Annotated in this window: 23 protein-coding genes; 21 read left to right on the plus strand and 2 right to left on the minus strand. The window is 50.9% G+C overall.

Going from position 1 to position 23,457, the window contains the following annotated elements:
* Window positions 1-78: 78 nt before the first annotated feature.
* Both cysK and uraA read left to right on the plus strand, forming a co-directional pair.
* Window positions 79-1,023 (plus strand): cysteine synthase A, encoded by a 945-nt coding sequence (gene cysK, locus K0T92_RS16580; protein ID WP_219873589.1) that lies wholly within the window; start codon window positions 79-81, stop codon window positions 1,021-1,023.
* Between the two features lie 228 nt (window positions 1,024-1,251).
* A complete protein-coding gene (gene uraA / locus K0T92_RS16585; protein ID WP_219873590.1) occupies window positions 1,252-2,550 on the plus strand; it encodes a uracil permease in 1,299 nt (432 codons plus the stop codon).
* Between the two features lie 9 nt (window positions 2,551-2,559).
* On the opposite strand, the gene K0T92_RS16590 is transcribed toward uraA, so the two are convergent.
* Together K0T92_RS16590 and K0T92_RS16595 are read right to left on the minus strand one after the other, a co-directional pair.
* Window positions 2,560-4,284: an ABC transporter ATP-binding protein gene (locus K0T92_RS16590; RefSeq protein WP_219873591.1), complete on the minus strand. Its 1,725-nt coding sequence runs from the start codon at window positions 4,282-4,284 to the stop codon at window positions 2,560-2,562.
* The gene (locus K0T92_RS16595; RefSeq protein ID WP_219873592.1) at window positions 4,271-6,079 is read right to left on the minus strand and encodes an ABC transporter ATP-binding protein; all 1,809 of its coding nucleotides are present in this window, start codon (window positions 6,077-6,079) and stop codon (window positions 4,271-4,273) included. Before K0T92_RS16595 ends, K0T92_RS16590 begins: the two co-directional genes overlap by 14 nt.
* A gap of 283 nt (window positions 6,080-6,362) precedes the next feature.
* Between K0T92_RS16595 and ndk the strand changes: the two genes are divergently transcribed.
* The 19 genes from ndk to K0T92_RS16685 all read left to right on the plus strand — a co-directional run bounded on the left by ndk (window position 6,363) and on the right by K0T92_RS16685 (window position 23,437).
* Window positions 6,363-6,785 (plus strand): nucleoside-diphosphate kinase, encoded by a 423-nt coding sequence (gene ndk, locus K0T92_RS16600; RefSeq protein ID WP_219873593.1) that lies wholly within the window; start codon window positions 6,363-6,365, stop codon window positions 6,783-6,785.
* Between the two features lie 152 nt (window positions 6,786-6,937).
* Window positions 6,938-7,396: a GNAT family N-acetyltransferase gene (locus K0T92_RS16605; RefSeq protein ID WP_246628212.1), complete on the plus strand. Its 459-nt coding sequence runs from the start codon at window positions 6,938-6,940 to the stop codon at window positions 7,394-7,396.
* A 62-nt stretch (window positions 7,397-7,458) separates the two neighbouring features.
* Complete coding sequence (locus K0T92_RS16610; RefSeq protein WP_219873594.1) at window positions 7,459-7,797, plus strand: HIT domain-containing protein; 339 nt, start codon at window positions 7,459-7,461, stop codon at window positions 7,795-7,797.
* Window positions 7,798-8,147: 350 nt separating this feature from the next.
* Window positions 8,148-10,571 carry a nitrite reductase large subunit NirB gene (nirB, locus tag K0T92_RS16615; protein WP_219873595.1) on the plus strand — a complete coding sequence of 808 codons (2,424 nt, stop codon included), beginning with the start codon at window positions 8,148-8,150 and terminating at the stop codon, window positions 10,569-10,571.
* 58 nt (window positions 10,572-10,629) lie between these two features.
* Window positions 10,630-10,977, plus strand: a complete 348-nt coding sequence (nirD, locus tag K0T92_RS16620) for a nitrite reductase small subunit NirD (RefSeq protein ID WP_219873596.1) — start codon at window positions 10,630-10,632, stop codon at window positions 10,975-10,977.
* 38 nt (window positions 10,978-11,015) lie between these two features.
* Complete coding sequence (locus K0T92_RS16625; protein WP_219873597.1) at window positions 11,016-11,795, plus strand: formate/nitrite transporter family protein; 780 nt, start codon at window positions 11,016-11,018, stop codon at window positions 11,793-11,795.
* A 34-nt stretch (window positions 11,796-11,829) separates the two neighbouring features.
* Entirely contained in the window at window positions 11,830-12,618 is a 789-nt protein-coding gene (locus K0T92_RS16630) for a formate/nitrite transporter family protein (protein ID WP_219873598.1), read from the plus strand.
* A gap of 29 nt (window positions 12,619-12,647) precedes the next feature.
* Window positions 12,648-13,580, plus strand: coding sequence for an L-lactate dehydrogenase (locus K0T92_RS16635; protein WP_219873599.1), 933 nt, complete (start codon window positions 12,648-12,650; stop codon window positions 13,578-13,580).
* Between the two features lie 262 nt (window positions 13,581-13,842).
* Window positions 13,843-14,382: a DoxX family membrane protein gene (locus K0T92_RS16640; protein ID WP_219873600.1), complete on the plus strand. Its 540-nt coding sequence runs from the start codon at window positions 13,843-13,845 to the stop codon at window positions 14,380-14,382.
* 220 nt (window positions 14,383-14,602) lie between these two features.
* Window positions 14,603-15,136, plus strand: a complete 534-nt coding sequence (locus K0T92_RS16645) for a hemerythrin domain-containing protein (RefSeq protein WP_246628221.1) — start codon at window positions 14,603-14,605, stop codon at window positions 15,134-15,136.
* 136 nt (window positions 15,137-15,272) lie between these two features.
* A complete protein-coding gene (locus K0T92_RS16650; RefSeq protein ID WP_219873602.1) occupies window positions 15,273-16,217 on the plus strand; it encodes a helix-turn-helix transcriptional regulator in 945 nt (314 codons plus the stop codon).
* A 122-nt stretch (window positions 16,218-16,339) separates the two neighbouring features.
* A complete protein-coding gene (locus K0T92_RS16655; RefSeq protein ID WP_219873603.1) occupies window positions 16,340-16,798 on the plus strand; it encodes an alpha/beta fold hydrolase in 459 nt (152 codons plus the stop codon).
* A 97-nt stretch (window positions 16,799-16,895) separates the two neighbouring features.
* Window positions 16,896-18,410: a GGDEF domain-containing protein gene (locus tag K0T92_RS16660; RefSeq protein ID WP_219873604.1), complete on the plus strand. Its 1,515-nt coding sequence runs from the start codon at window positions 16,896-16,898 to the stop codon at window positions 18,408-18,410.
* Window positions 18,407-18,913: a hypothetical protein gene (locus K0T92_RS16665; RefSeq protein ID WP_219873605.1), complete on the plus strand. Its 507-nt coding sequence runs from the start codon at window positions 18,407-18,409 to the stop codon at window positions 18,911-18,913. Before K0T92_RS16660 ends, K0T92_RS16665 begins: the two co-directional genes overlap by 4 nt.
* Before the next feature lie 29 nt (window positions 18,914-18,942).
* Window positions 18,943-19,341 (plus strand): PAS domain-containing protein, encoded by a 399-nt coding sequence (locus tag K0T92_RS25090; protein ID WP_246628213.1) that lies wholly within the window; start codon window positions 18,943-18,945, stop codon window positions 19,339-19,341.
* 2 nt (window positions 19,342-19,343) lie between these two features.
* Window positions 19,344-19,937, plus strand: a complete 594-nt coding sequence (locus K0T92_RS25095) for an HD-GYP domain-containing protein (protein WP_343223728.1) — start codon at window positions 19,344-19,346, stop codon at window positions 19,935-19,937.
* An 832-nt stretch (window positions 19,938-20,769) separates the two neighbouring features.
* On the plus strand, window positions 20,770-21,609 hold the full coding sequence (locus K0T92_RS16675) for a GNAT family N-acetyltransferase (protein WP_219873606.1): 840 nt from the start codon (window positions 20,770-20,772) through the stop codon (window positions 21,607-21,609).
* Between the two features lie 116 nt (window positions 21,610-21,725).
* Window positions 21,726-22,316: a metallophosphoesterase family protein gene (locus tag K0T92_RS16680; RefSeq protein WP_246628214.1), complete on the plus strand. Its 591-nt coding sequence runs from the start codon at window positions 21,726-21,728 to the stop codon at window positions 22,314-22,316.
* A gap of 185 nt (window positions 22,317-22,501) precedes the next feature.
* A complete protein-coding gene (locus K0T92_RS16685; protein ID WP_219873607.1) occupies window positions 22,502-23,437 on the plus strand; it encodes a DMT family transporter in 936 nt (311 codons plus the stop codon).
* Window positions 23,438-23,457: the final 20 nt, after the last annotated feature.

The raw sequence follows: 23,457 nt of genomic DNA on the forward strand, positions 1-23,457 counted from the left end.
GTGCTTCGCTAGCAGCTGAAGTGCATCTCCGTTTTCTATGTCGGAAAGCGATACAATATTGGGATAGGAGATGACGGGATGGAGCTTGTTGTTAATAACATTACCGAATTAATCGGGAGGACGCCGCTTGTTCGCTTGAATAGAATAGTGCCGGATGGCAGTGCGGAGATATTGTTGAAGCTGGAGTTTTTTAACCCGGGGAGCAGTGTCAAGGATCGGATTGCGATTCGTATTATCGAAGCGGCCGAGCGTGACGGGCGGCTGAAGCCGGGGGACACGATCATTGAAGCGACAAGCGGCAATACAGGGATCGGGATAGCGTTAGTTGCAGCGGCCAGAGGCTATAAGGCTATTCTGGTTATGCCGGAGACGATGAGCCTTGAGCGCCGCAATCTGCTGCGTGCATATGGAGCCGAGCTTGTGCTGACGCCTGGCTTTGAAGGAATGAACGGGGCAATACGGGTCGCGGAGGAGCTGTCGGCTAGCAATCCGAATTATTTTCCCGCCCAGCAGTTCGATAATCCGGCTAATGTGCATATTCATCGGGAAACGACAGGCCCGGAAATCGTCAGAGCAATTCAAGCCTTGGGCGGCAGCCTGGACGGTTTTGTAGCGGGAGTGGGCACGGGCGGGACAATTACCGGAGTGGGCGAGGTATTGCGCGAACAGTACCCCCATATTCATATTGCGGCTGTCGAGCCGACCTTATCGCCCGTTCTGTCAGGCGGGGCGCCTGGCCTGCATAAGATTCAAGGGATCGGAGCTGGGTTCATACCGTCTATTCTGGATACACAAATTTATGACGAGGTTATCGGGATTACCAACGAGCAAGCGTTCGAGACAGCAAGACGGGCAGCGAAGGAGGAAGGAATTCTGGGTGGCATCTCATCCGGAGCTGCCATCCATGCTGCCATTCAACTGGCCCAGCGTCTTGGAACAGGCAAACGTGTAGTGGCCATTATTCCGAGCAACGGGGAGCGGTATCTGTCAACGGTGCTGTACCAGCAGGAGCAGCAGCTTTAAGCTTCAATAAGAAGCCGGGCGAGACGCAGGGTGACCTGTTCTCCCCGGCTATTATTATAGACAGGCGTATTTTTCGATCTCCGCGTTTGCAGTTACTGGAAGGGGTGAACACTAAGCCAATACGCCAGCTAAGCAGAAACCCCTTGCCAAAAGCAAGGGGGGTGGGTAGAATCAACAAGAATATTCGTGATTACAACTATGCTGGCAATAATGGAGGACGGCAGTCGAATGAAAAAAGAAATAGGGGTTCATGAAAGACCGCCCATAGGGCAAAGCTTCATGCTGAGCATACAGCATCTGTTCGCAATGTTCGGCTCAACAGTGCTCGTTCCGAATCTGCTCGGTGTGGACCCGGCGGTCTGCCTGCTGATGAATGGTATTGGCACACTGCTGTATCTGTGGATCTGCAAAGGGAAGATTCCTGCTTATCTCGGTTCCAGCTTCGCCTTCATCGCTCCGGCAGGCGCGGTGATCGGCAGCCATGCCTCTCATGAGGCCGGTTATGCGGCGGCGCTTGGCGGATTTATTGTGGCAGGCCTCGTATTCACTATTCTGGCCTGGGTCATTGGGGTCGCCGGTACCGGCTGGATCAATGTCGTATTCCCGCCCGCTGCTATGGGGGCCATCGTTGCCGTGATCGGATTGGAGCTGGTTCCGGTGGCTGCGGAGATGGCTGGCTGGATAGCACCCAAGACGAATACGAAGTGGTCGCCTGATGCGGGAACGATAGCGCTCTCCACGATTACGCTGGGCGTGACCATTCTCGGTTCTGTGCTGTTCCGCGGCTTTATGCGGATTATTCCGATTCTGTTCGGCATTGTTGCCGGTTATGTTATCGCCTGCTTTATGGGCCTGGTTAATTTTGACCTTATCGCGGACAAAGAGTGGTTCGACGCGCCGACCTTCACAATGCCTGCATTTGACTGGACAGCGATTCTGACGATTGTTCCGGCTGCGCTGGTCGTCATTGCCGAACATATCGGCCATCTGATCGTTACAGGGAATATTATCAACAAGGACTTGTCCCAAGACCCCGGGCTGCACCGCTCCATGCTGGGCAACGGACTGTCCACCATGCTGTCAGGCTTCATCGGCTCCACTCCCAATACAACCTATGGGGAGAATATCGGCGTGCTCGCGATTACACGGGTCTACTCTGCCTTCGTCATCGGAGGCGCCGCCGTCATTGCGATTCTGCTCTCGTTCCTGGGCAAATTCTCGGCGCTTGTCGCCAACATACCGCTGCCGGTAATGGGCGGCGTTTCTCTGATGCTGTTCGGAGTTATTGCCGCTTCCGGATTCCGGATGCTGGTGGAGTCGAAGGTCGATTACAGCCGGCCAACGAACCTGTTCCTGACACTGATCGTATTGATTACCGGTCTGAGCGGCGCAACGATAAAGGCCGGAAGCTTCTCCTTGTCAGGCATGGCGCTTGCGACCGTCGTTGCTATCGTATTCAGCCTGCTGTTCAAGCTGTTCGAAATAACGAAGCTGAGCAATGACAACGAAGCCTCCCCGGGCCACTAAGTGTGCAATTTACCCTGCTGCTGCCTGGCTTTGCGCCATCAGCAGCGATGGATAGACGAGGCCGTCAGCCATCAGCTCATCATGCGTGCCCTGCTCCACTACGCGTCCTTTGTCCATGACGAAGATGAGGTCTGCATTGCGGACTGTGGATAGCCGATGGGCGATAATAATGGTCGTCTTGCCTGCGCGCAGCCGATCCAAGCGCTCCTGCAAGCGGCGCTCTGTCTCCAGATCCAGCGAGGAGGTAGCCTCGTCCAGAACAAGAATCTCAGGATCATCCAATATTGCGCGGGCGAGAGCAAGACGCTGCTTCTGCCCGCCGGACAGCTGGACGCCGCGCTCCCCGATCTCTTCTTCGAATCGCTTGGGGAGTCTGGCTATATCGTCATACAGCTGCGCAGAGCGGCAGGCTTCCTCTATAGCCGCTTCCCCCATGCCGTCTCTTCCGAAGGCCAGATTCGTATTCAGTGTATCTGCCATCATATAAGGATCCTGGAATACGATGCGCACTCGCCGGTTCCAATCCTCCAGGCGGATATCCTGCAGCGGCTTGCCGTTCACAATAATCTGCCCTTCTGTAGGATCGTAGAATCGGACGAGAAGCTGGGCTATCGTTGATTTGCCCCCTCCGCTTGCACCGACAAACGCCACCTTCAACCCTGACGGGATCTCGAAGCTGACCTTTTGCAGCACGGTCCGGTCATTCGTATCATAGGCGAATCCAACCTCATCGAACCGGATGCTCTGCACAGGCTCATGCAAGGGCAAAGTGCCAGGATCGACCTGCTCCTCTGTCATAAGCAGCTCCATACGGTCAATATTGGCCAGCATGCCGGATAAATCCATAATATAGCGGAACAGCCGCTGGAACGATTCCATCAATTGATTCGTGAATTGAAACACGATAACGAATGCTCCAAGCGTAAGACTTCCTGTGAACAGCTGGTAACCTCCGAATCCAAGAATCGCTAGTGTAACGATCCATCTGAGGGGATCGATAAATACGGTCTGCCTATTGATCTCACGGGTCTCTTTCATAACGGAGTTAAAATAATTCTGGTACAGCATTTGATAGATTTTGGCTTCCCATGCAGTGCGATGGTAAGCAATAGTCTCTCTTGTAGCTGAGATGCTTTCTTCGAGATGAACGGACAATTTGGTCCGGTTGTCTTCAACCTCACGATGGATATCCTTGATTCGCTTGGCAAAATAATGAGAGCCTGCAATATAGGCCAGGCTGGATATTGTTACAGTCAGCAGCAGGAAGGGGCTATGCCAGCCGACGATGCCCATCAAGAGCGCAACATTCAGCAGCCGCTGCACGCCATTGGGCGAATGATAGCCGATCATGCTGCCGCCCATGTGCAGATCGCCCGTGATGTACTGCACATAGCGGGCCGTGCGTTCGTTCTGGATGCGCGACATCGGAATCCGGAAGAAACGGCGCAGCATGCGGAGCAGCAGGATGTCGTCCATTACGTACTCATTGTACACATATCTGTAGGCGGCGATGGTGTAGAATGCGGAGGCGCCCAGAAAGGACAGCGCGAACCAAATCAGGTACTCTGGAAGCAGATGATACTCGCCCTGAATAAATACATCGTCGATAATGTATTTCTGCAGATAGGTCATTACGATATTCGATCCTGTCTCGATAAGCATGAACAGAATGGCGATGGCGAAGCCTCCGCGTATTGTCGCAATATGGGACCAGATCCATTTAAGATAGAACAACGGCTTCACCTCCGCCCGGGATGTCATGACTCTGGCCGTGGCCTTGCTGCTTCTCGCCTGCGGCCAATTGATAGAAGAGGCCGCGCCGCTCCATCAGTTCGTTGTAGGAGCCCTGCTCAGCGATAACACCGCCATCGAGAACAACGATGCGGTCATAGTCCATCACGGTGCTGAGCCGGTGCGCAACAGCAATCGTTGTCCGCCCTGCCAGCAGCTGCTGCAAGGCATCGCGGACCGCATTCTCGCTTACATTGTCCAGTGCGGACGTTGCTTCATCCAGAAGCAATATTCTCGGGTTCTTGATCAGCATGCGGGCGATAGCAATTCGCTGCTTCTGTCCGCCGGACAGCTTCATGCCCCGCTCGCCGACTACCGTATCATAACCATCCGACAGCTCGGTTATAAAGGTATGGGCATAGGCGGCCTTGGCCGCTGCTACAACCTCTTCATCCGAGGCATCCGGATTTCCGAAGCGGATATTCTCACGCACCGTGTTGCCGAATAAGTAGGTGTCCTGGAACACATAGCCGATCGATCCTCTCAGATCATCGAATGAAATATGGGGGAGCGGGATGCCGTCGAGCCGGATCATGCCCCCGGTAGGATCGTAGAATCGATCAACCAGCTTCAGCAGAGTCGATTTGCCGTTGCCGCTTGTACCGACGATTGCGATACGCTCTCCCGCACGGATATCAAGAGAAATTCCGTTCAATACCGGAGGCCGGCCCGGGTAAGCGAATTGCACGTTATCGAAGGTCAGGGCGCCTTGAATTTGCCCGATCTTCTCGGGAAGCGCAGGCTCTTCCAGCAGCGGGAGGGTGTGGACAAGCTCATAGAGAAGCGATACTTCCTGAAGCATCATATTCTGCTCGATAAATTGCGAGATAAGCCAGGACAGGCGGAACATGAAGATGCCGTACACAAGAAGGAAGGCGATGAACTGGCCTACCGTCATCCAGTTCCACTGAATCAGGTAATAGCCCAGCACAAAAATGCAGACCGTTCCAATCTGAAACAGAAAGCCGCGCAGACTCCAGCGGAAATGCCCGATGAACACCCAGCTAAGCGTCGTTCGCGTAACATCCTTGAACAGGCTGCGATTGCGGTCTATATCCCATTCCTCAGCGCCGAAAGCCCGGAATTCACGTGCCCCGGATACGCTTTCATAGACTTTTTTGTCAAAGGTAGTCCGGCTCTCAGCCATCGCACGGGATAATCGGGAGAACTTGCTGTCGAGCTTCGGGCCGAACAGATAGTAGGTCGCGAAGCAGGGAATAATAATCAAGGACAGCAGGGCGGATTGATAGAGCAGCAATACTGCTGCTGCGGTCAGGAATAGTGTCAGCTGCACAATGTCGGGGAAGAAGCGCTTGAAGATCTGCTCGGCCGACTGCACCTTGTGGTTCATTAGAGAGAGAGTCTCGCCTACTGGCCGCTGTTCGTAATAAGCGAATCCAAGCTTGCGCAAATGCAGCAGCGTATTATACTGCAAATCGCGTGCTGCGCTTGCGCTCACCCGGCTTTGCAATATATTTCTCGTTAAGCTGCACAGAAGAATGAGGAGAAATACCCCGCCAAGAAATCCAATAATTTGATAGAAACCGACCTTATCCTGCTCCGGAATGACATGATCGATCAGCCGTTGAATCAAGTAAGGAGCAAGCAGCTCTCCGGCAGAAGCGAGCAGGCCGCAAATAATGATGAGAGCCATACTTCCGCGATAGGGACGAAGATGTCCGATTACCCATTGGTAGGTCGTCCAGTTGCCTGAGGGCAGGGAGGACTTTTTATTCATAGCGACATTCACCCCAATTTATGTAAAATTAAAAAGATATGGGTATCATTTTAACATAATGCTAATTTTAGAGGAAGATATGCAGACAGGTTTTTTCCAAATTTTGCAGAGTTGTATCGTTTATGCGGTATGGAGTACTGGATAAATCGGGGTGGAAAGCATGACGAAAGGTTTGCAATAGCGGAACCAGCAGGCCAAACGTCGTATGTGATAAATCGCATACCCTTTTGCCGCTCGCTGAGCTAGAATAGAGGTAAGCTTCGACAGAGAGAAGGAGATGGTTATGTTGGAGAAGACACGAACATTTGTTATGGTGAAGCCCGATGGCGTACAGCGCGGATTAGTCGGAGACATTGTCAAACGTTTCGAGCAGAGAGGGTTCCGTCTGGTGGAAGCCAAGATCATGCGTGTGGACAGGGCATTGGCGGAGCGGCATTACTCCCAGCATCAAGGCAAGCCATTCTTCGAGGAGCTTGTTGATTATATTACATCTGATTCGGTATTTGCTGTAATTCTGGAAGGGGTTAACGCGGTTGCGATTGCCAGAAGCATGATTGGCGCAACGAATCCGGCTGCAGCGCTTTCCGGGACGATTCGCGGCGATTATGCCACCTCCGTGGAATATAACATTATTCATGGCTCGGACTCCGCAGAGAGCGTGGAGCGGGAGATCGCCCTGTTCTTCGGGGCTTCAGACGGCGTATAGTCCGTACAGTTTACTGCATGGAACAACGAAGGGATTCATAAAACGGCATAAACCCGCTATTGTACCGATAGCAGAGGTTTATGCCGATTTTATGTTGACAGCTTGTAAAATGAAGAGCGACACTGTCAATTCGTCATCAGGAGGAGTGAATTATGGAAATTATTAGAGCGAGCAGAGAAGATGCGGAGCAATTATTAGCTTTACAAAAGCTGTGCTTTCGCAATGAAGCGGAACGGTTAAACAATTTCGACATCCCCCCGATGCTGCAGACCCTCCCCGAAATTATTGAAGAATTTAACAGCCATTTCTTTTTAAAAAGTGTCGAGGATGGAGCAATTATCGGGTCAGTTCGAGCATACGAGGCGGATGGAAATTGCTATATTGGCAAGCTCATTGTTCATCCTGAATCGCAGAACAAGGGAATCGGAGCGGCTCTGATGAAGCAAATTGAACAAGCATTTTCCCATGTGAAACGGTATGAATTATTTACAGGCGCAGACAGCGGGAAGACGATCCATCTATATAATAAACTGGGCTATCGCTCTTATTCTATTAAACAGATTAATGATCAGCTCTCGTTTGTATATATGGAAAAGTTAAACAAGTCATAGCAATGCAGACCAGTATAGTTTTGTGTGCGCATATGGATAGATCCATGTAGGGGGCTATATTTATGGATTGCATATTTTGCAGAATAATAAACCGCGAAGTGTCTGCAGAAATCATTTATGAAGATGAGGAAGTTATTTCTTTCTATGGATTGCATTTTAGCGCACCGGTTCATGCGCTAGTCATTCCGAAGAAACATATCGATAGCATAATGGATATAGGTGAGGCAGATGGACATATCGTATTCCGGCTTCATCTTGCCTTTCAGACAGTAGCCCGCATATTGGGCGTAGAGAATACTGGTTTTCGAGTAATAACGAACACAGGGGTCCACGGACAACAGGAGGTTCACCATCTGCATTACCATCTTATCGGAGGAAGGCAGCTAGAATGGGAGATGTAACCGCTATCACAATGAGCTAACGGATAAGCGATCAGGGAATTCCCTTAGAGCAAAACGATTTTTCCTATGTTTTCACCGCTATTAGGGGAGTTGGGAAGGGAAAATGTGATTTTTCTCACTCGAAAAATAGGGAGGTTGGATATGGAAATTCAGTGTATCCCCCGATAACAAAGGAATCATTGTGCAGGTATGATGGAAGTAAGCAATCGAGGTTGCAAGTGTCACCCGATAAGGGTGAGCTGTATAGGAGATATATTCAAGCGTGTGTGATATAAGTCACCGCCAATTCCTTTGCCGGCACAGTATGCTTACCGTACGGAAATACAGGAACGATGATGGAGGGAATAACAATGACGACAACAAAGGAAAAGCTGGTGCTTGTCGGTAACGGGATGGCGGGTATTAATACAATCGAACAAATATTGAAGCTGGCCCCTTCCCGCTATGATATTACGGTATTCGGCGGAGAGCCCTACCCTAACTATAACCGCATTATGCTCTCCTATGTACTGGAAGGCAGCAAAACATTAGACGATATTATCCTGAACGGCTGGTCCTGGTATCAAGAAAACAACATCACACTGCATACGGGAACGAATGTGACCCGGATCGATACGGCGGCAAAAGTAGTCATGACGGATTCCGGCAGCACGGTTCCTTATGATGTATTAATTATCGCGACCGGCTCGAATCCGATCATGCTGCCGATTCCCGGCAAGGACAAGGAAGGCGTCATCGGATTCCGCGACATCGCCGATTGCAGCATAATGCTGGCTGCCTCCAGGCAGTACAAGAAAGCCGCTGTCATTGGCGGGGGCTTGCTCGGCCTTGAAGCCGCCAAAGGATTGGTCAATCTCGGCATGGAAGCAACCGTCGTTCACCTGATGCCGGAATTGATGGAGCGCCAGCTCGATCCTGTCGCCTCCGCCATGCTGAAGGCAGAGCTGGAGCGGCAGGGCTTGAAGTTCCTCATGGAGAAGGGAACGAGCGAGTTAATCGGCGGAGAGCGGGTTGAAGGGCTTCGCTTTACGGACGGAACGGAGCTTGAAGCGGATCTGGTTGTTATGGCTGTAGGCATTCGGCCCAATACGGCCGTAGTTGAAGGCAGCGGCATTGAAGTCAACCGGGGTATCGTAGTTGATGATTACATGCGGACATCGGCGCCTGGCGTATATGCAGTTGGCGAATGCAATGAGCACCGCGGCGTGTGCTACGGACTGGTGGCTCCATTGTTCGAGCAAGGACAGATTCTTGCCAAGCATATTACCGGCACGGCAACTTTGCCGTATGAGGGCTCGATCATGTCCACGAAGCTGAAAATTTCCGGTGTCGATGTTTTCTCGGCAGGCAAATTCATGGATTCCCCCGAGCTCACTGTTATCCGCAAGCAGGACGAATGGAAGAACATTTACAAGAAGCTGATGCTTCAGGATGGCAAGATCGTCGGTGGCGTACTGTTCGGAGATGTGATGGATTCCGCTGCGATTCAACAGTGGATACGTACCGGAGCGACGATGACCGAGGAGCTGTACGCGGAATTTATGGGTACTGCCGCTGCCGGCAGCCAATCGCCTGCGGAGCGCATTGCCGCTATGCCGAATGAGGAAATTGTCTGCGGCTGCAACGGTGTCTCCAAGGGCGCGATTATAAGTGCCATACAAGATCAAGGACTGACGACGATAGATGAGATTAAAGCTTGCACTGGAGCCGGGCGTTCCTGCGGCGGCTGCATACCGACTGTTGGCGGCATTCTGGAGTATGTGCTGGGTGACAAATATGCGAACACAGCGGTCAAAACGGGAATATGCGGCTGCACGACAATGAGCAGGGATGAGATTGTTGCGGCGATTCGCGAGAAACGATTAACTACGATCCGCGAAGTGATGCATGTGCTGGAATGGAAGAACACGGAAGGCTGCTCCAAGTGCCGTCCTGCTATCAATTACTATCTCGGGATGGCATGGCCGCAGGAGCACGAGGACGAGAAGGATTCACGCTTCGTGAATGAGCGCTTGAACGCGAACATTCAGAAGGATGGGACATATACGGTCATCCCGCGTATGTACGGCGGGGTTACAACGCCTGAGGAGCTGCGCCGCATAGCCGAGGTAGCCGTTAAATTCGATGTGAAAATGGTCAAAGTAACCGGAGGCCAACGGCTCGATCTTGTAGGCGTGAAGAAAGAGGATCTGCCGGATGTATGGTCGGCGCTGGATATGCCATCGGGATACGGCTACGCCAAGGCGCTTCGCACGGTAAAGACCTGTGTCGGCTCGTTGTACTGCCGCTTCGGCACACAGGATTCGGTGAATATGGGCATCCAGCTTGAGCGGATGTTCGAGCGGCTGGATATGCCGGCGAAATTGAAGATGGCAGTTAACGGCTGCCCGCGAAACTGCGCCGAATCGTGCACGAAGGATATTGGTTTTGTCGGCAATGACGGCGGCTGGGAGATTTATGTAGGCGGCAACGGCGGGATCAAGCCGCGAATTGCGGATCTGCTGTGCAAGGTGAAGACGGATGAAGAACTCAAGGAAGTGACAGGCGCTTTCCTCCAATACTATCGGGAGAATGCCAAATATTTGGAGCGCACCTCGGATTGGGTGGAGCGGGTAGGGCTGCAGCAAATTGTTACCGCTGTGGTAGAGGATGAGAAGAGCCGCAGGGAGCTGAACGAACGCATCACCATTGCGCTTGCGCAGGTGAAGGAGCCTTGGAGCGAGGTTATCGCCGATAAGGAAATCCGCGAGCACGTATATGGCAATTTGACCTAACGGGCAAGGTTAACGTGGAACCGCTGTGGAACAGCAATGAGCAGAGGGAGTGAGAGAGATGGAGAATGCAAAGGAATCGGCAAACGAGCCGGTGCGTCAATACAGAATTGGGCAGCTGGATGATTTTATCGTTCGCATCGGCCGTACGATAACCGTTAAAGGCGTGGAGCTGGCTGTTTTCCGTACTAGCGATGACCGGATATTCGCGCTGGAGAACAAGAATGCGCACCGGAAGGGCGGCCCATTGGCGGAAGGCATTGTGTCGGGGCATGATCTGTACGATCCGCTATATGATTGGAAGATCAATCTGGAGACGGGCAAGGTGTACGCACCGGACAGCGGGCAGATTCAGACGTATCCCGTCACTGTAGAGGGTGCAGAGGTAGAGATAAGTCTTCCGGTATAGGTCAGCCTGGTTTAGTACGGCAAAGGGAGTGGTGAAGGATGTATAAAGATACGCTGGATCTGGTTGTTAAATCTGCGCTTGCCAGAAAGGCCTTGTTCGATGAAAGCAAGGGGCGTTATCTGCTCTCCTCCGGCTTGGCTGGCGCCTACGTAGGGATTGGAATTATTTTGATCTTCACGGTCGGGGCTGCACTGGCTGCTGCACATTCTCCTGTAACATCACTCGTTATGGGGCTGTCCTTCGGTATCGCCTTGACCCTGGTGATCTTCGCGGGCTCGGAATTATTCACCGGCAACAATATGATCTTCACCGTCAGCAGTCTGTCCAAAGCGACGACATGGGGAGATGCGTGGCGGAATTGGCTCTGGTGCTACAGCGGCAACCTGCTTGGCGCGATGGCGCTCTGCCTGATTATCGTCGGCACCGGCTTGTTCGCGAAGATCCCGCCGGATCATCTGCTGTTCACGATCGCCGCGAAGAAGATGAATCTGGATGTGACACAGCTATTCTTCCGCGGTATAATGTGCAACTGGCTGGTGTGTCTTGCGATCTGGACATCGATGAGAGCGAAGGAGGATACGGCGAAGCTCATTCTGATCTTCTGGATGCTGTTCGCCTTCATTGCCTCCGGATATGAGCACAGCATCGCGAATATGACGGTACTCGGCCTTGCGCTGCTGCTGCCGCATCCCGATACGATTACGATAGCCGGATGGTTCCAGAATATGATTCCGGTGACGCTGGGGAATATGGTCGGCGGTGCACTGTTCGTAGGCACGTTCTATTGGATCATATCCCCTCTGCGCAAGAAAGTGTAACCACTAAATTCAAGCAAAGCAGGTGAGCTGAGCTATGGAAGCCCATCATTTGGAGCATGTCGAAGAGCTTGCTGCAAGGAAGTACAATATCTACCGCAAGAGCAAGCCGCGCTTCCTGCTGCGTTCGATGCTTGCCAGCATGTTTATCGGCTTCGGTGTTATCGTTGCATTCAAGACAGGCAATTTCTTCTATCTGGAGCATTCGCCGCTGACATATCCTATGGCTGCCCTGACCTTCGGTGCGGCAATTATACTTATTGCTTTCGGCGGCGGGGATTTGTTCACGGGCAATACATTCTACTTCACCTATGCGGCGATGGTCAAAAAGATCAGTTGGCCTGCGGTCGTGCGCATATGGATGACCAGCTATTCAGGCAATATACTCGGCGCTGCTGCGTTCGCGATGCTCATACTGGGAACGGGGCTGTTCGATGACAGCACGGTGAACGGGTTTCTGCTCAGTGTGGTGGACAAGAAGATGAACACACCGATGCTGGAGCTGTTCTTCCGTGGGATACTGTGTAACTGGCTCGTCTGTCTGGCTTTCTTCATTCCCATGACGCTTAAAGGCGACGGCGCCAAAATGTTCGCGATGATGCTGTTTGTTTTCTGCTTCTTCATCTCCGGGTATGAACACAGTGTAGCCAATATGTGTACCTTTGCGATCGCCTTGGTGCTGGATCATCCGGGAACAATCTCGTGGGGAGGTGTATTCCATAATCTGATTCCTGTTACGCTCGGCAATCTGATCGGAGGCAGTCTTCTCATGGCCATGGTATATTACTATTTGAATCGTCCTCTGGATGAACATACTAATTTGTAGCCCGTTAAACGGGGAAAGGAGTGCCCATAATGGACACAAACAAAGCAAAAAAGACAAGAGTTGTCGTCATCGGTATCGGTGCAGTCGGATCAACAACAGCGTATACGCTGCTGCTAAGAGAACGAATGGATGAGCTTGTACTAATTGATGCCAATCAGGCCAAAGCTGTCGGCGATGCGCTGGATATGAATCACGGGCTGCCTTTTCTCGGCAGAGTTCGTGTATGGGCCGGCACCTACGAAGATTGCCGGGAGGCGGATATCATTATCATTACGGCAGGCGCCGCGCAGAAGCCGGGTGAATCCCGCATCGACCTGCTCAAGCGGAATGTCGCTATATATGAAAGTATTATTGCAGAAGTGCTGAAAGTGAATGATCACGGTATTCTGCTGATCGCCTCCAATCCGGTAGACATCATGAGTTACTTCTCGCTTAAGAAATCGGGCTGGCCCGTCAACCGTGTCATCGGTTCGGGAACGCTGCTTGACAGTGCGAGGTTCCGTTACCTGATCGGGGAGAAGCTGAATCTGGACCCGCGCAGCGTACACGCTCATATTGTCGGGGAACATGGCGATTCCGAGCTTCCGCTGTGGAGTCTGGCGAATGTGGCGGGTACGGAGCTGGTGCTGGATGATGCGGACAAGGAAGAGATTTTTACCGGGACTAGAGATGCCGCTTACCAGATTATCGAAGCCAAGGGAGCGACCTATTATGCAATTGCGCTGGCGCTCGACCGGATATGTACGGCTATTCTGCGCAACGAAGGCGCTGTCCTGAATGTATCAACGATGCTGGATAATTACCATGGGGTCAGCGATGTATACCTGGGTGTGCCTTGTATCGTTGACAGAACTGGCGTGCGCGAGATTATGAAGGTGAACATCAGCGATTCCGAGCGCGAGCTTCTCCATCGGTCGGCTGATAAATTGAAGAATCTGATCCAGTCGCTCTCGGTTCAGTAATAATAGCTATCATCATAGAGGCCTTTCCTGTCAAGCTGCAGCTTTCAGGGAAGGCCTTTATTGTCGAACAAAGGCTGGATCACAAATTTCGTTTGTTATATGTGATTTATTTCACATTCAAATGATCCACCTGGAGGTATACTTGAGTCATAGAAAACGAAGAAGGTGATTCCGATGGAAAACATACGATCCGCAGCATCGGTGGCTGTGTCGTTCCTTTAATCAGACGTCCCGATTACTAAACGTTGAGGAGTGAACCGTCATGATGAAATTTTGGAGAGAGAATGTATGGGCAGCAGGTGTTGTGACCTTGATCAGGCTTTTGGTAGGCTATCAATGGCTTACCGCAGGATGGCACAAGATAACGGGCGAGAAGGCATTCGACGCTACGGGCTTCTTGAATGGCGCACTGGCCAAACCGGTTATAGACAAGGCGACAGGCGAAGCGGTCTATCCGACCTTCAACGCTTTCCTGGAACATTTCGCACTGCCGAATGTGAAGATCATTAATATTTTGATACCGTGGGGTGAATTCCTGGTTGGTCTTGGCCTTATCGTCGGAGCACTGACATTGACGGCCGCATTCTTCGGCTTGCTGATGAACTTCATGTTCATGTTCGCCGGAACGGTAAGCACGAATCCTTGGCTGCTGCTGCTGGGCATTGTAGTTGTTCTCGGGGGAGCCAACGCTGGACGCTTCGGATTGGATCGCTATGTTCTACCGTGGCTGCGCAAAGGCTTTGACCGCTTGATCAAGCGAAAAGCTGAGCATCCTGCGGCAGGCGCGAAACTCCAGCAATAGCAGCTGATGATGTTATCGATAGCGAATCAGCCCTCACTTATAACGGCCGGACTGTTCTCCTGTATGAGGCAGTCCGGTTATGCTCTCCGCGCAAGTGGTATCGCTTCCATTCCGCCATCGTACAGGAAGCGCGGCGGCATCCCGCAGCATTATGCGTCATGGTTAATGGCAGCTGGAGATGACAATATTCAGTGTATGTATAGAGGAGGTTGGATGATTGATGCACAAGGCAATCGATAGACGAATGGGAGAAGTGCTGGGGCCATCGCAGCTCGCAGCTATATTGGGACAGCTCAGGAAGGAGCATGTTGAACTGCGGCTTCATATGGAGCGCATCGAGTGGGCGGCTGATCAGGTGGAACGAATGGCCGATGCAGCAGCAGCTGTGAAGGAAATACAGGGCATCAAGGAGCTGCTGCGCCATTTCATGGAATCCTTGGAGCAGCATGCTGCTTGGGAGGAAGAGAGTCTAATTCCGGTGATAGAGGAGTACTTTCGGCGCTCCTACTCCAACAGGATCGACGACTCGATATGGACAATGGAAAAGGATCATGAGATGGGATGCATGTATTTGCGGCTCTTCCTCCAAAAAGAAACTGAACTGGATGCTCAGCCCGATGCCGACAAGGTGGCAGAGGCGGTACGGTGCCTGCTGCAGGGCTGCATTCTGCTCCGAGAGCATCTTCGCATAGAGGAGCAAATTGTGTTCCCGCTTATTGAGGAAGTACTTGCGATGGACCTGCACAGGGGATGATGCAGCTGAGGGTAAACGTTGTATAATGGGAGATAATGCTGCAGGGCAGCAGCGAGAGGTGCGCTTACTGGCCAATCTGGCGGAGGGCACTCCGCAGTTTATTCAATCCATCTATGTCTAGGGGTTGTTATCGAATATGAACAAAACAGATCGTCAGTTGGCCATTATCCTCGAACTGCAGCGTATGACCCTGCTTCGGGCAGAGGATTTGGCTGCAACGTTCGAGACCAGCGTACGGACGATCTATCGCGATATTGGGGCTCTCTGTGAAGCCGGAGTGCCGATCATTGGCGCTCCTGGTCAAGGTTATTGCCTCGTGGAGGGCTACTTTCTGCCCCCTGTCAGCTTCACAGCGGAAGAAGCGGTTACTCTGCTGCTAGGCATGGATTTCATAGAGCAGCAATTCGATGCCGCTTATCGATCCAAGGCAAGCTCTTCCCGGGGCAAGCTGGAAGTGATTCTGCCCGAAGCTGTGCGCAAGGAAGCGGACAAAGTGCGTGCTGGCATGCGGCTGATCACAGGAGGGGCCCTGCGCAACGGGCGGAGGGCGGAGGAACTGGCTTTGCTGCGCCAGGCGATTGTGGAGGAGCGAACGATTTATTTTCGCTACGAGGGAAGGGCGCCCGGTGCCAATGGAGAACGGATAACGAGCCGGGAGGCGGATCCGTACGGAATGGTTTTCGTGAGGGGAGCATGGATGCTGATTGCGTACTGCCATTTGCGCCGGGAGCTCCGACACTTTCTCTTAACCCGCATGAAAGATATCGAGCTGCTGGATGCAGTCTTTAGCCGGCCATCGGATTTTAACCTGCAGACCTATGCCCCGCCTGATGACCGCAATACGCTCGTACGCGTTCTGTTCCGGCAAGAGCTGGCGCTGAAGGTGAAGGAGTACAATTATTACTATGCCGATATGATGGAGGATACAGCGGAAGGGCTGCTCGTTACACTCCGAGTTCGTAAGCCTGAGGAGGTGCTCCATTGGGTGCTTGGCTGGGGGGAGGGAGCCGTAATTCTGTCACCCGATTCGTTGCGCATACGAGCCCGTGAAGAAATTGAAAGCATGCTGAAACGCTACTGACACACTGTTGTCAGTGGCGTTTTTGTATAGTTGGAATAACCAACGACGATAAGGGAGTGTGCTATCATGAATCAAAATATTGGCTTTGTACTGCTGCATGGCGCCGGACTGGGAGCCTGGATATGGCAGGATACGGTTTTGGCGCAGCCATTCCTGCTGCGAATGGCTCGTTTCTGTCCTGTTTTCCCGGTGTCCAAGGCATGTTCCTGAGACTTATGCTCACGCTTGCTGGCACAAAGCCGCCTGCAGCTGCTATTCGCAGCGGATTATGCAGCGAACTGGATGAAGTGCTGGCAGCGAAAGTCGTAGAGTCGTTCGTGCCGGAGTCGAAACGGCTGTACATGGATAAGCGGCGGCATTCAGAGCTTCCCCGCCATGCGCTGTATGTCCAGCTGAAGCAGGATCGCGAGTTTAATGCCGGAATGCAGCAGCGTATGATGGAGAATCTGCAAGCAGCGCAAGCCGCTGTGATGGATTCGGGCCATCTGCCTATGCTGAGTAAGCCGGATGAACTAGCCCGCATCTGCATGCAATATGCCGATACGCTGTCAAGCCAGCCGTTTCTACTGCAGTGGAACTAGAGTATTAATGATTTTTAATGGGAGCTTTAACAAGATCATGAAGGAATGATTCGGAATTTGTCGAATATGCTCTTAATGACCCATTAGGAGGCCTGCAATGATCCCGCTTGTAATGATTACAGCTGTTGTTCTCTTTTTGGCCGGATCGTTTTTACGGTTTTATTTGCCGCTATTTTGGAATAAGCTGCTGCTTTGTGTATGCTCGTTTGCACTTATGGAAGTGATTCTGAAAAACGATTTTGGCGATTTTTCATTATTTATATATGGAGCGTTCGTGCTGCTCGCCTCCTACAGCTTCTCATGGTACGGTGTGTGCGGCTCCGTTATTCTGATTGCGGCATTCTCTTCCGGCGGAACCGACATCCAGTGGTATCCGATGCCTTTGATTACGCTTCTGCTCACTGGTGTTGTAGGTACCATATTCCATCGCCAACTGAGAAGGAAGCTGGCTTTAGAGACAGTATGGCAGACGCAAATGTACAAGCAGTCGCGACATCTGTCTATTCTCAAAGAGATTGGGATTGCCATTCAAAGTACGATGGAACCGGGCAAGCTGCTCCATATTATTCTGACCGCTATTACGGCCGGATATGGTTTGGGCTTTAACCGTGCGCTTCTCTTCCTGATGGATGAAAGCGATTCCCGTTTGAAGGGTGAGCTTGGAATCGGCTCCATGAACGAGCAGGAAGGCATGTGCATCTGGAATGCTGTCGTTAGCGACCGGATGAATTTGGGTGATTTCATTGCGATGAAGGATAATACGCATGTCCGTGATTATGAGCTGAATGATTTGCTTAGGGCAACCGTTATTACGCTTTCTTCCAATCATTTTATACAACGGGCGATTACAGAGCAGAAGCCGTATCTGGTTCGCAGTATCGATCCGACAGACTATGTGCAGATCATGTTGTCCAAAATATTCCATATGAATTCATTCGCTGTTGTGCCTATGCTGAATCAGGGCAAAGCGGTCGGCATCATTGTCGTGGACAACAACATTAACCATGAGCCGATTGATATTGAGGAAGTGGACAGCATCATTCCTCTGGCGGCTCAAGCCTCTATTGCAATTGAGAACTCGCGGTTATACAAGCGAACGCAGCAGATGTCGATTACAGATGGTTTAACAGGCTTGTACAATCAGCGTTATATGCAGGAGACGCTTCATAATCTTGCTGTGCAGGCGGACAGCAAGGGCAGTCCGCTGAGCCTGATCATTCTGGATATTGATTTCTTCAAGCATTATAATGATACGAATGGACATCTGGAGGGCAACAAGGTATTGATTGAGCTTGCGGATATTATTACGGGCTCAGTTGGGAAGCTTCATGTGCCATGCCGGTTCGGCGGGGAAGAATTTGTGGTCCTGCTGCCGGAGACATCGAGAGATGAGGCACAGCGCGTTGCCGAGCTGATTCGTTCCAAGGTGGAGCGGCATCCCTTTCATAATGCGAAGGCTCAGCCTGATGAGAGGGTGACGGTCAGTGTCGGGTTGGCCGCCTATCGCCATGGCATGAGTATTCAGCAGCTGCAGGACAGAGCGGATACAGCACTCTATGAAGCGAAGCGAAGCGGCAAGAATCAGGTCGTCGTGTTTCGGGAAGGAGCGTGAGTGCAATCGGAACAGCATTGCAATCCGGAATTCTATTGCTGATTGCTGCGTTTGCTCTATTAAGCAGCAGATACGGATATTCATTGAATCTCCGTATGTTCGCCAAGAGGCAGATGAAGCGCTTTGGCTATAAGTCCTTAAAGGATCTGAAATTTTCATTTGATCGAATGATCTATGCCATTCCGCTTCCAACGAATCAACCATCCATTAAACAGGCCAAGATGGAAAGCTACCGCATCGTTGAAGATTTCGATTCCTGGATCTATCCGCAATTGAATGGCATTCGGGTGCTGTTAACGCCCAAGCAAGGGGAAGAGCTGCTTATTGCCTACGTATCTACAGAGCAATTCCGGATGCCGAGCCTTGATCAATTATTAATAGAGGGTAAAATTAATAGAACAACTTATCGTCGAATCAGCGCAACCAAGCTAACGATGCTCTCGACGAAGACTGAGATTATCGAGGAGGTATACTCCCAGATCCAGAATAAGCGATTCTCGTAATCTGTCACATGATCGGAGAAGGAAACATCATGAATTTACAGCTGCACACCTTCCTGTCTTTGGCTGATGCTGTTATTATCACCGATGAAACACATACGATATTGGCAGTCAATGAAGCCTATGAAAAGGTTACAGGGTACTCTGAAAGCATTATTGTCGGCAAGAAGGCAGGTGTTCTGCGAACCCCGGCTACTCCGCCGGAAACTTATGTCAGCATGAAAAAAGCGATTCATTCCGGCCGACCCTGGTCGGGTGTATTCACGAATCACAAGCAAAATAAAGAGCTGTGGCATTCCTCCATTACGATCACCCCCTTTAATATCGAAGGGGGGTCTACTTTGTCGGTGTATTCCGGGAGCTGGAACGGCTTGCCCGAGGCTACTATCTGGATGAAGCCAGGGTCAGGCAAATTCAAGGTTCATTGCTGAAGGTGCTGGCTATTTCCTGTGAAATTCGTGATCCGGGCATCGAATCGCATCTGTTGCGGGTGCAGGATCTGACGGGGAAGCTTGTTGCAAGGCATCATGCAAGGCTCGGCATTGGCATGTCGGATGAAGAGATGAACCGTATTGCCTATTCCAGCATTCTTCACGATATCGGGAAGTCGTCGATTCCGGAAGGCATCCTTTACAAACCTGGGCCGCTTGCCCATTATGAGCGGACTATCATTGAAATGCATACGCTGATCGGAGTAGATATTGTAGACAAAATCTACTCCGAGCTTGATGATGAATTGTTCGAGAGCGAGCTGTCCGTGGCCAAAAACATTATTCTCCATCATCATGAGAGATGGGACGGAACCGGATACCCGCACCGCCTCCAGGGGCAGGGCATTCCACTGGAAGCACGCATCGTCAGCGTCGTCGATGTATTCGATGCGCTGACCAGCAAGAGAGCTTATAAGGAAAAATGGAGCGTGGAGCGCTCTATCCAATATCTCGTGGAGCAGCGGGGCAAGCAGTTCGATTGGGACATCGTCGATTCCTTCGTAACGCTGTTCGAGGACGGGCAGTTCGATATTTAAGCGAGGCATGCATGTCGATGGTGGTTATGAACAAGCCCGTACATGCTGGATCGCAGAATTAATGCTCTATCGCGGCACCCGATTGTTTCTCGTAATTGACGAGAAGCAACAGGGTGTTTTTTGTTATGGAGCTGCAGTGAGACCGGGAGTAGGCGGCGCTATTGGTGCTTCAACCTTTTGTACAATACGGGTACTAGGCAAGGTTGGTACTGTGCGTTTTTCGTCAGGGAGAATATAGTGAAGGAAAGCTTGAAGGGAGATTATAGGCGTACTCCGCGCCAGAGGACGATCCGTCATTCAAAGGCGCCGGGAGACGCTCGGTACGGAAAAAAGAGCTGCGAGCTGCGAGCCAGGCAAAACATGCGAAACGGCATCTATTTTCTAGATTCGGGCCCCGTGAAGGTGAAATGCCTGCCAGACCGCAGGTATTTCACCTTCGTTTCTCCTTAACGGCCGATTTTTCCGAAAATTCATGCATGATCGCAGGAATTTAACCATTATGGCGCCTTGTAGTCAAAATTCATGCACATTCGCAGGCTTCTTACTCCGTCACTCTGCCTTCAAAACTTGGAGAATGGGTTGTCCAGTAAGTTGTTTGATGAACAACGTATTCAACACAGCTGCCCGTTGGATTAATGAGTTGTGTTATAATTTTTCGTAAATTTGAACATAAGCCTATTTCATTTGCTCTCGCAGTACTTTATTTTCTTCTGACACTAGTAAGTGTGCGGTAAAGGAGGTGACGGATACGAGTACGTTGGATGCCTTCTGTTAGGATGTTTCTCACCTCAATGAGCGGGGAAATATACGAACAGAATGCGAGGAGTTTAATATGATTAACGAGCTGCAAATCCAGCATTATGCTGCAATCCGCCCCTTGCTAAAGGGAATAGGCATCAATCCGGTTATAGAAGGCGTTGTTGACGGCACCAACCTTGGTAAAATCTATGCGGATGATGCCGTATCGCCATCAGCTGCTCTCATCTGGGCGAAGAATGAGATGTTCTATCTCGTAGGGGATGATAGCAACAAGGCATTTTATCAACAGCTGGAGAGTTTTATTGTTCGTGTTATTAAGCCTGAAGCGCTCGCTGCTGGCGAAAATGTAATGAATCTGGAAATTCCAGCCTATCATCAATGGCAATCGACGATTGAGAGCTATTTCAACAATAAGCTTAACAGGGGAGAACGGGTTCCTTTTACCTTTCGCAGGGAGACGTTCCAATCAAGGCGGAGCCAGGATTCGGGGGTTGTGTCTGTCAGCGGCTGCGAACTTAGAGCAATCGACGATAAGGTTATTGAGGCGGATACAGAGCAGACAATAACAACAGAAATTCTGAAGTTCTGGGAATCGATTGAGAAGTTTATGGATAAGGGCATCGGATATTGTGTGATGAAGGGGCATGAGGTGATCGGCACTTGCATCTCCGTGTTTGCAAGCTGTAATGATTATGAGATCGGCATTCATACTTACAGTACTGAATATCGTGGCAAAGGCCTTGCAACTGCGATGGCCGTTCAATTCATTAAAGCCTGTATTGCTAGAGGCGGCGTGCCGCATTGGACGACAGAGAGCTTTCGGGAGGATTCTATCGCGATCGCGAACAAGCTGGGGTTCGAGCAGGGAGCCAATTATCCGGTATACTATCATTCGTTTGAGGAATTGCTATAAGTAGTGGCATGGATCGCCGCCTGGATGACAGCCCCCCAAGTATATCATTTCTGGTATACTAATCCTATTCCATTAATTGAGCAGGTTAACACTCTTGTTGCTTGCGAAGGGGCAGTATGATGAGAATATTGGTTGTTTCTGATGAGGAATCCAAGTATATATGGGATCATTATGATCCTGAACGGTTTAAAGATGTGGAGCTTATTATCTCTTGCGGTGATCTGAAGCAGGAGTATCTATCCTTTCTTGTAACGATGCTCCCTGTTCCTCTCTTCTACGTACCGGGCAATCATGATACTACATATAAGTCAAAGCCGCCCGAGGGCTGTGTCAGCATTGACGGCAAACTGATTGAGTATAAAGGCATACGCATCATGGGATTGGGCGGGAGCAACAAGTACAGTTCAGGGGATTACCAGTACACAGAGAGCCAGATGAGAAGAAGGCTGCGCAAATTTAGATTCAAGTTGTGGAGAAATAAGGGAATCGATATTCTGGTTACCCATGCCCCAGCCTATCAGCTTGGAGATGGAGAGGATCTCTGTCATCGGGGTTTTAACTGCTTTGTCGATTTCATGGAACAGTATGCACCTAAGTATTTGCTCCACGGACATCAGCATTTGAATTATGGACGGGGCCAGCGCATCCATCAATACAAGAATACGAGAATAATTAATGGATTCGGCTATTATCTGCTGGATTTTTAAATCATAGAGAAGCAGTGGTTGAGTATATCAACCGCTGTTGCTCTGTGATTTTTTTGTTGTATGGCAGAGGCAAGACACTGTTTGCGTGAGGCGGACTATTTTTTTGATAGACTTGTTGAATGAGGGAATTTGTGCGATAGTAGCCTTTGTTGAATGAATCGCAGATTAGGAGAGTAAGAGAAATTATGGGCTCCAATAACAGCTTTGAATCGCAATCAAGGGTAAAAGGCATCATACTCGTTCTCACTGGCGCCGCATTATGGGGGATAGCGGGAACGGTGGCTCAATATTTATTTCAGCGGCTAGGCTATAGTCCGGAATGGCTGGTCGTTGTCCGGCTGCTGCTGGCTGGAACGATCCTGTTAGGTTTTGCCTTCGTGAAGGAGCGGCGCCGGACATGGCAAATCTGGCGTGACAAGCGTGATGTGGCAAGCCTTCTTTTGTTTAGCATACTGGGGATGCTGGCTGTCCAATATACTTATTTTGCCGCGATTCAGCATTCGAATGCTGCTACGGCGACAGTCCTGCAATATTTGGCGCCGGTTATGATTTGCTGTTATTTTGCCATTCGTAATCGGCGGATTCCGACTCCCAGAGAAATCATCGCTGTTGTTCTTTCGTTTGCAGGTACGATCCTGCTCGTGACACATGGCAGCCTCCAGCATCTATCGATCTCGGGGGCGGCACTATTCTGGGGCATTAGCTCCGCGGTTACGCTGGCCTTCTACACGCTGCAGCCCCTCAAGCTTCTGGCCAAATGGGGGTCTACTATTATTGTGGGATGGGGGATGCTGATTGGGGGCGTCAGCTTCAGCTTTGTTCACCCTCCGTGGCATTTTGCAGGGCAATGGTCGCTTAATGCGTTGCTTGCCATTATGTTTATCGTTGTATTCGGCACGCTGATCGCTTTCTACACCTATCTGGAGAGCCTGAAGCATATTAGTGCATCCGAGACCAGCTTGCTGGCTAGTATAGAGCCGTTGACAGCCGCGTTTATCTCTGTATTGTGGCTGCATGTAACGTTTGGATTAGAAGAGTGGTTAGGCACATTGTGTATCGTCAGCACGATCGTTATTTTATCCTTTGCGGGGAATAAGGATACTGTCCGCGGATCAGAGTGAATTCGTATCCAGCTCATGGA

The sequence above is a fragment of the Paenibacillus oenotherae genome (assembly GCF_019443105.1).
Classification (GTDB): domain Bacteria; phylum Bacillota; class Bacilli; order Paenibacillales; family Paenibacillaceae; genus Paenibacillus_Z; species Paenibacillus_Z oenotherae.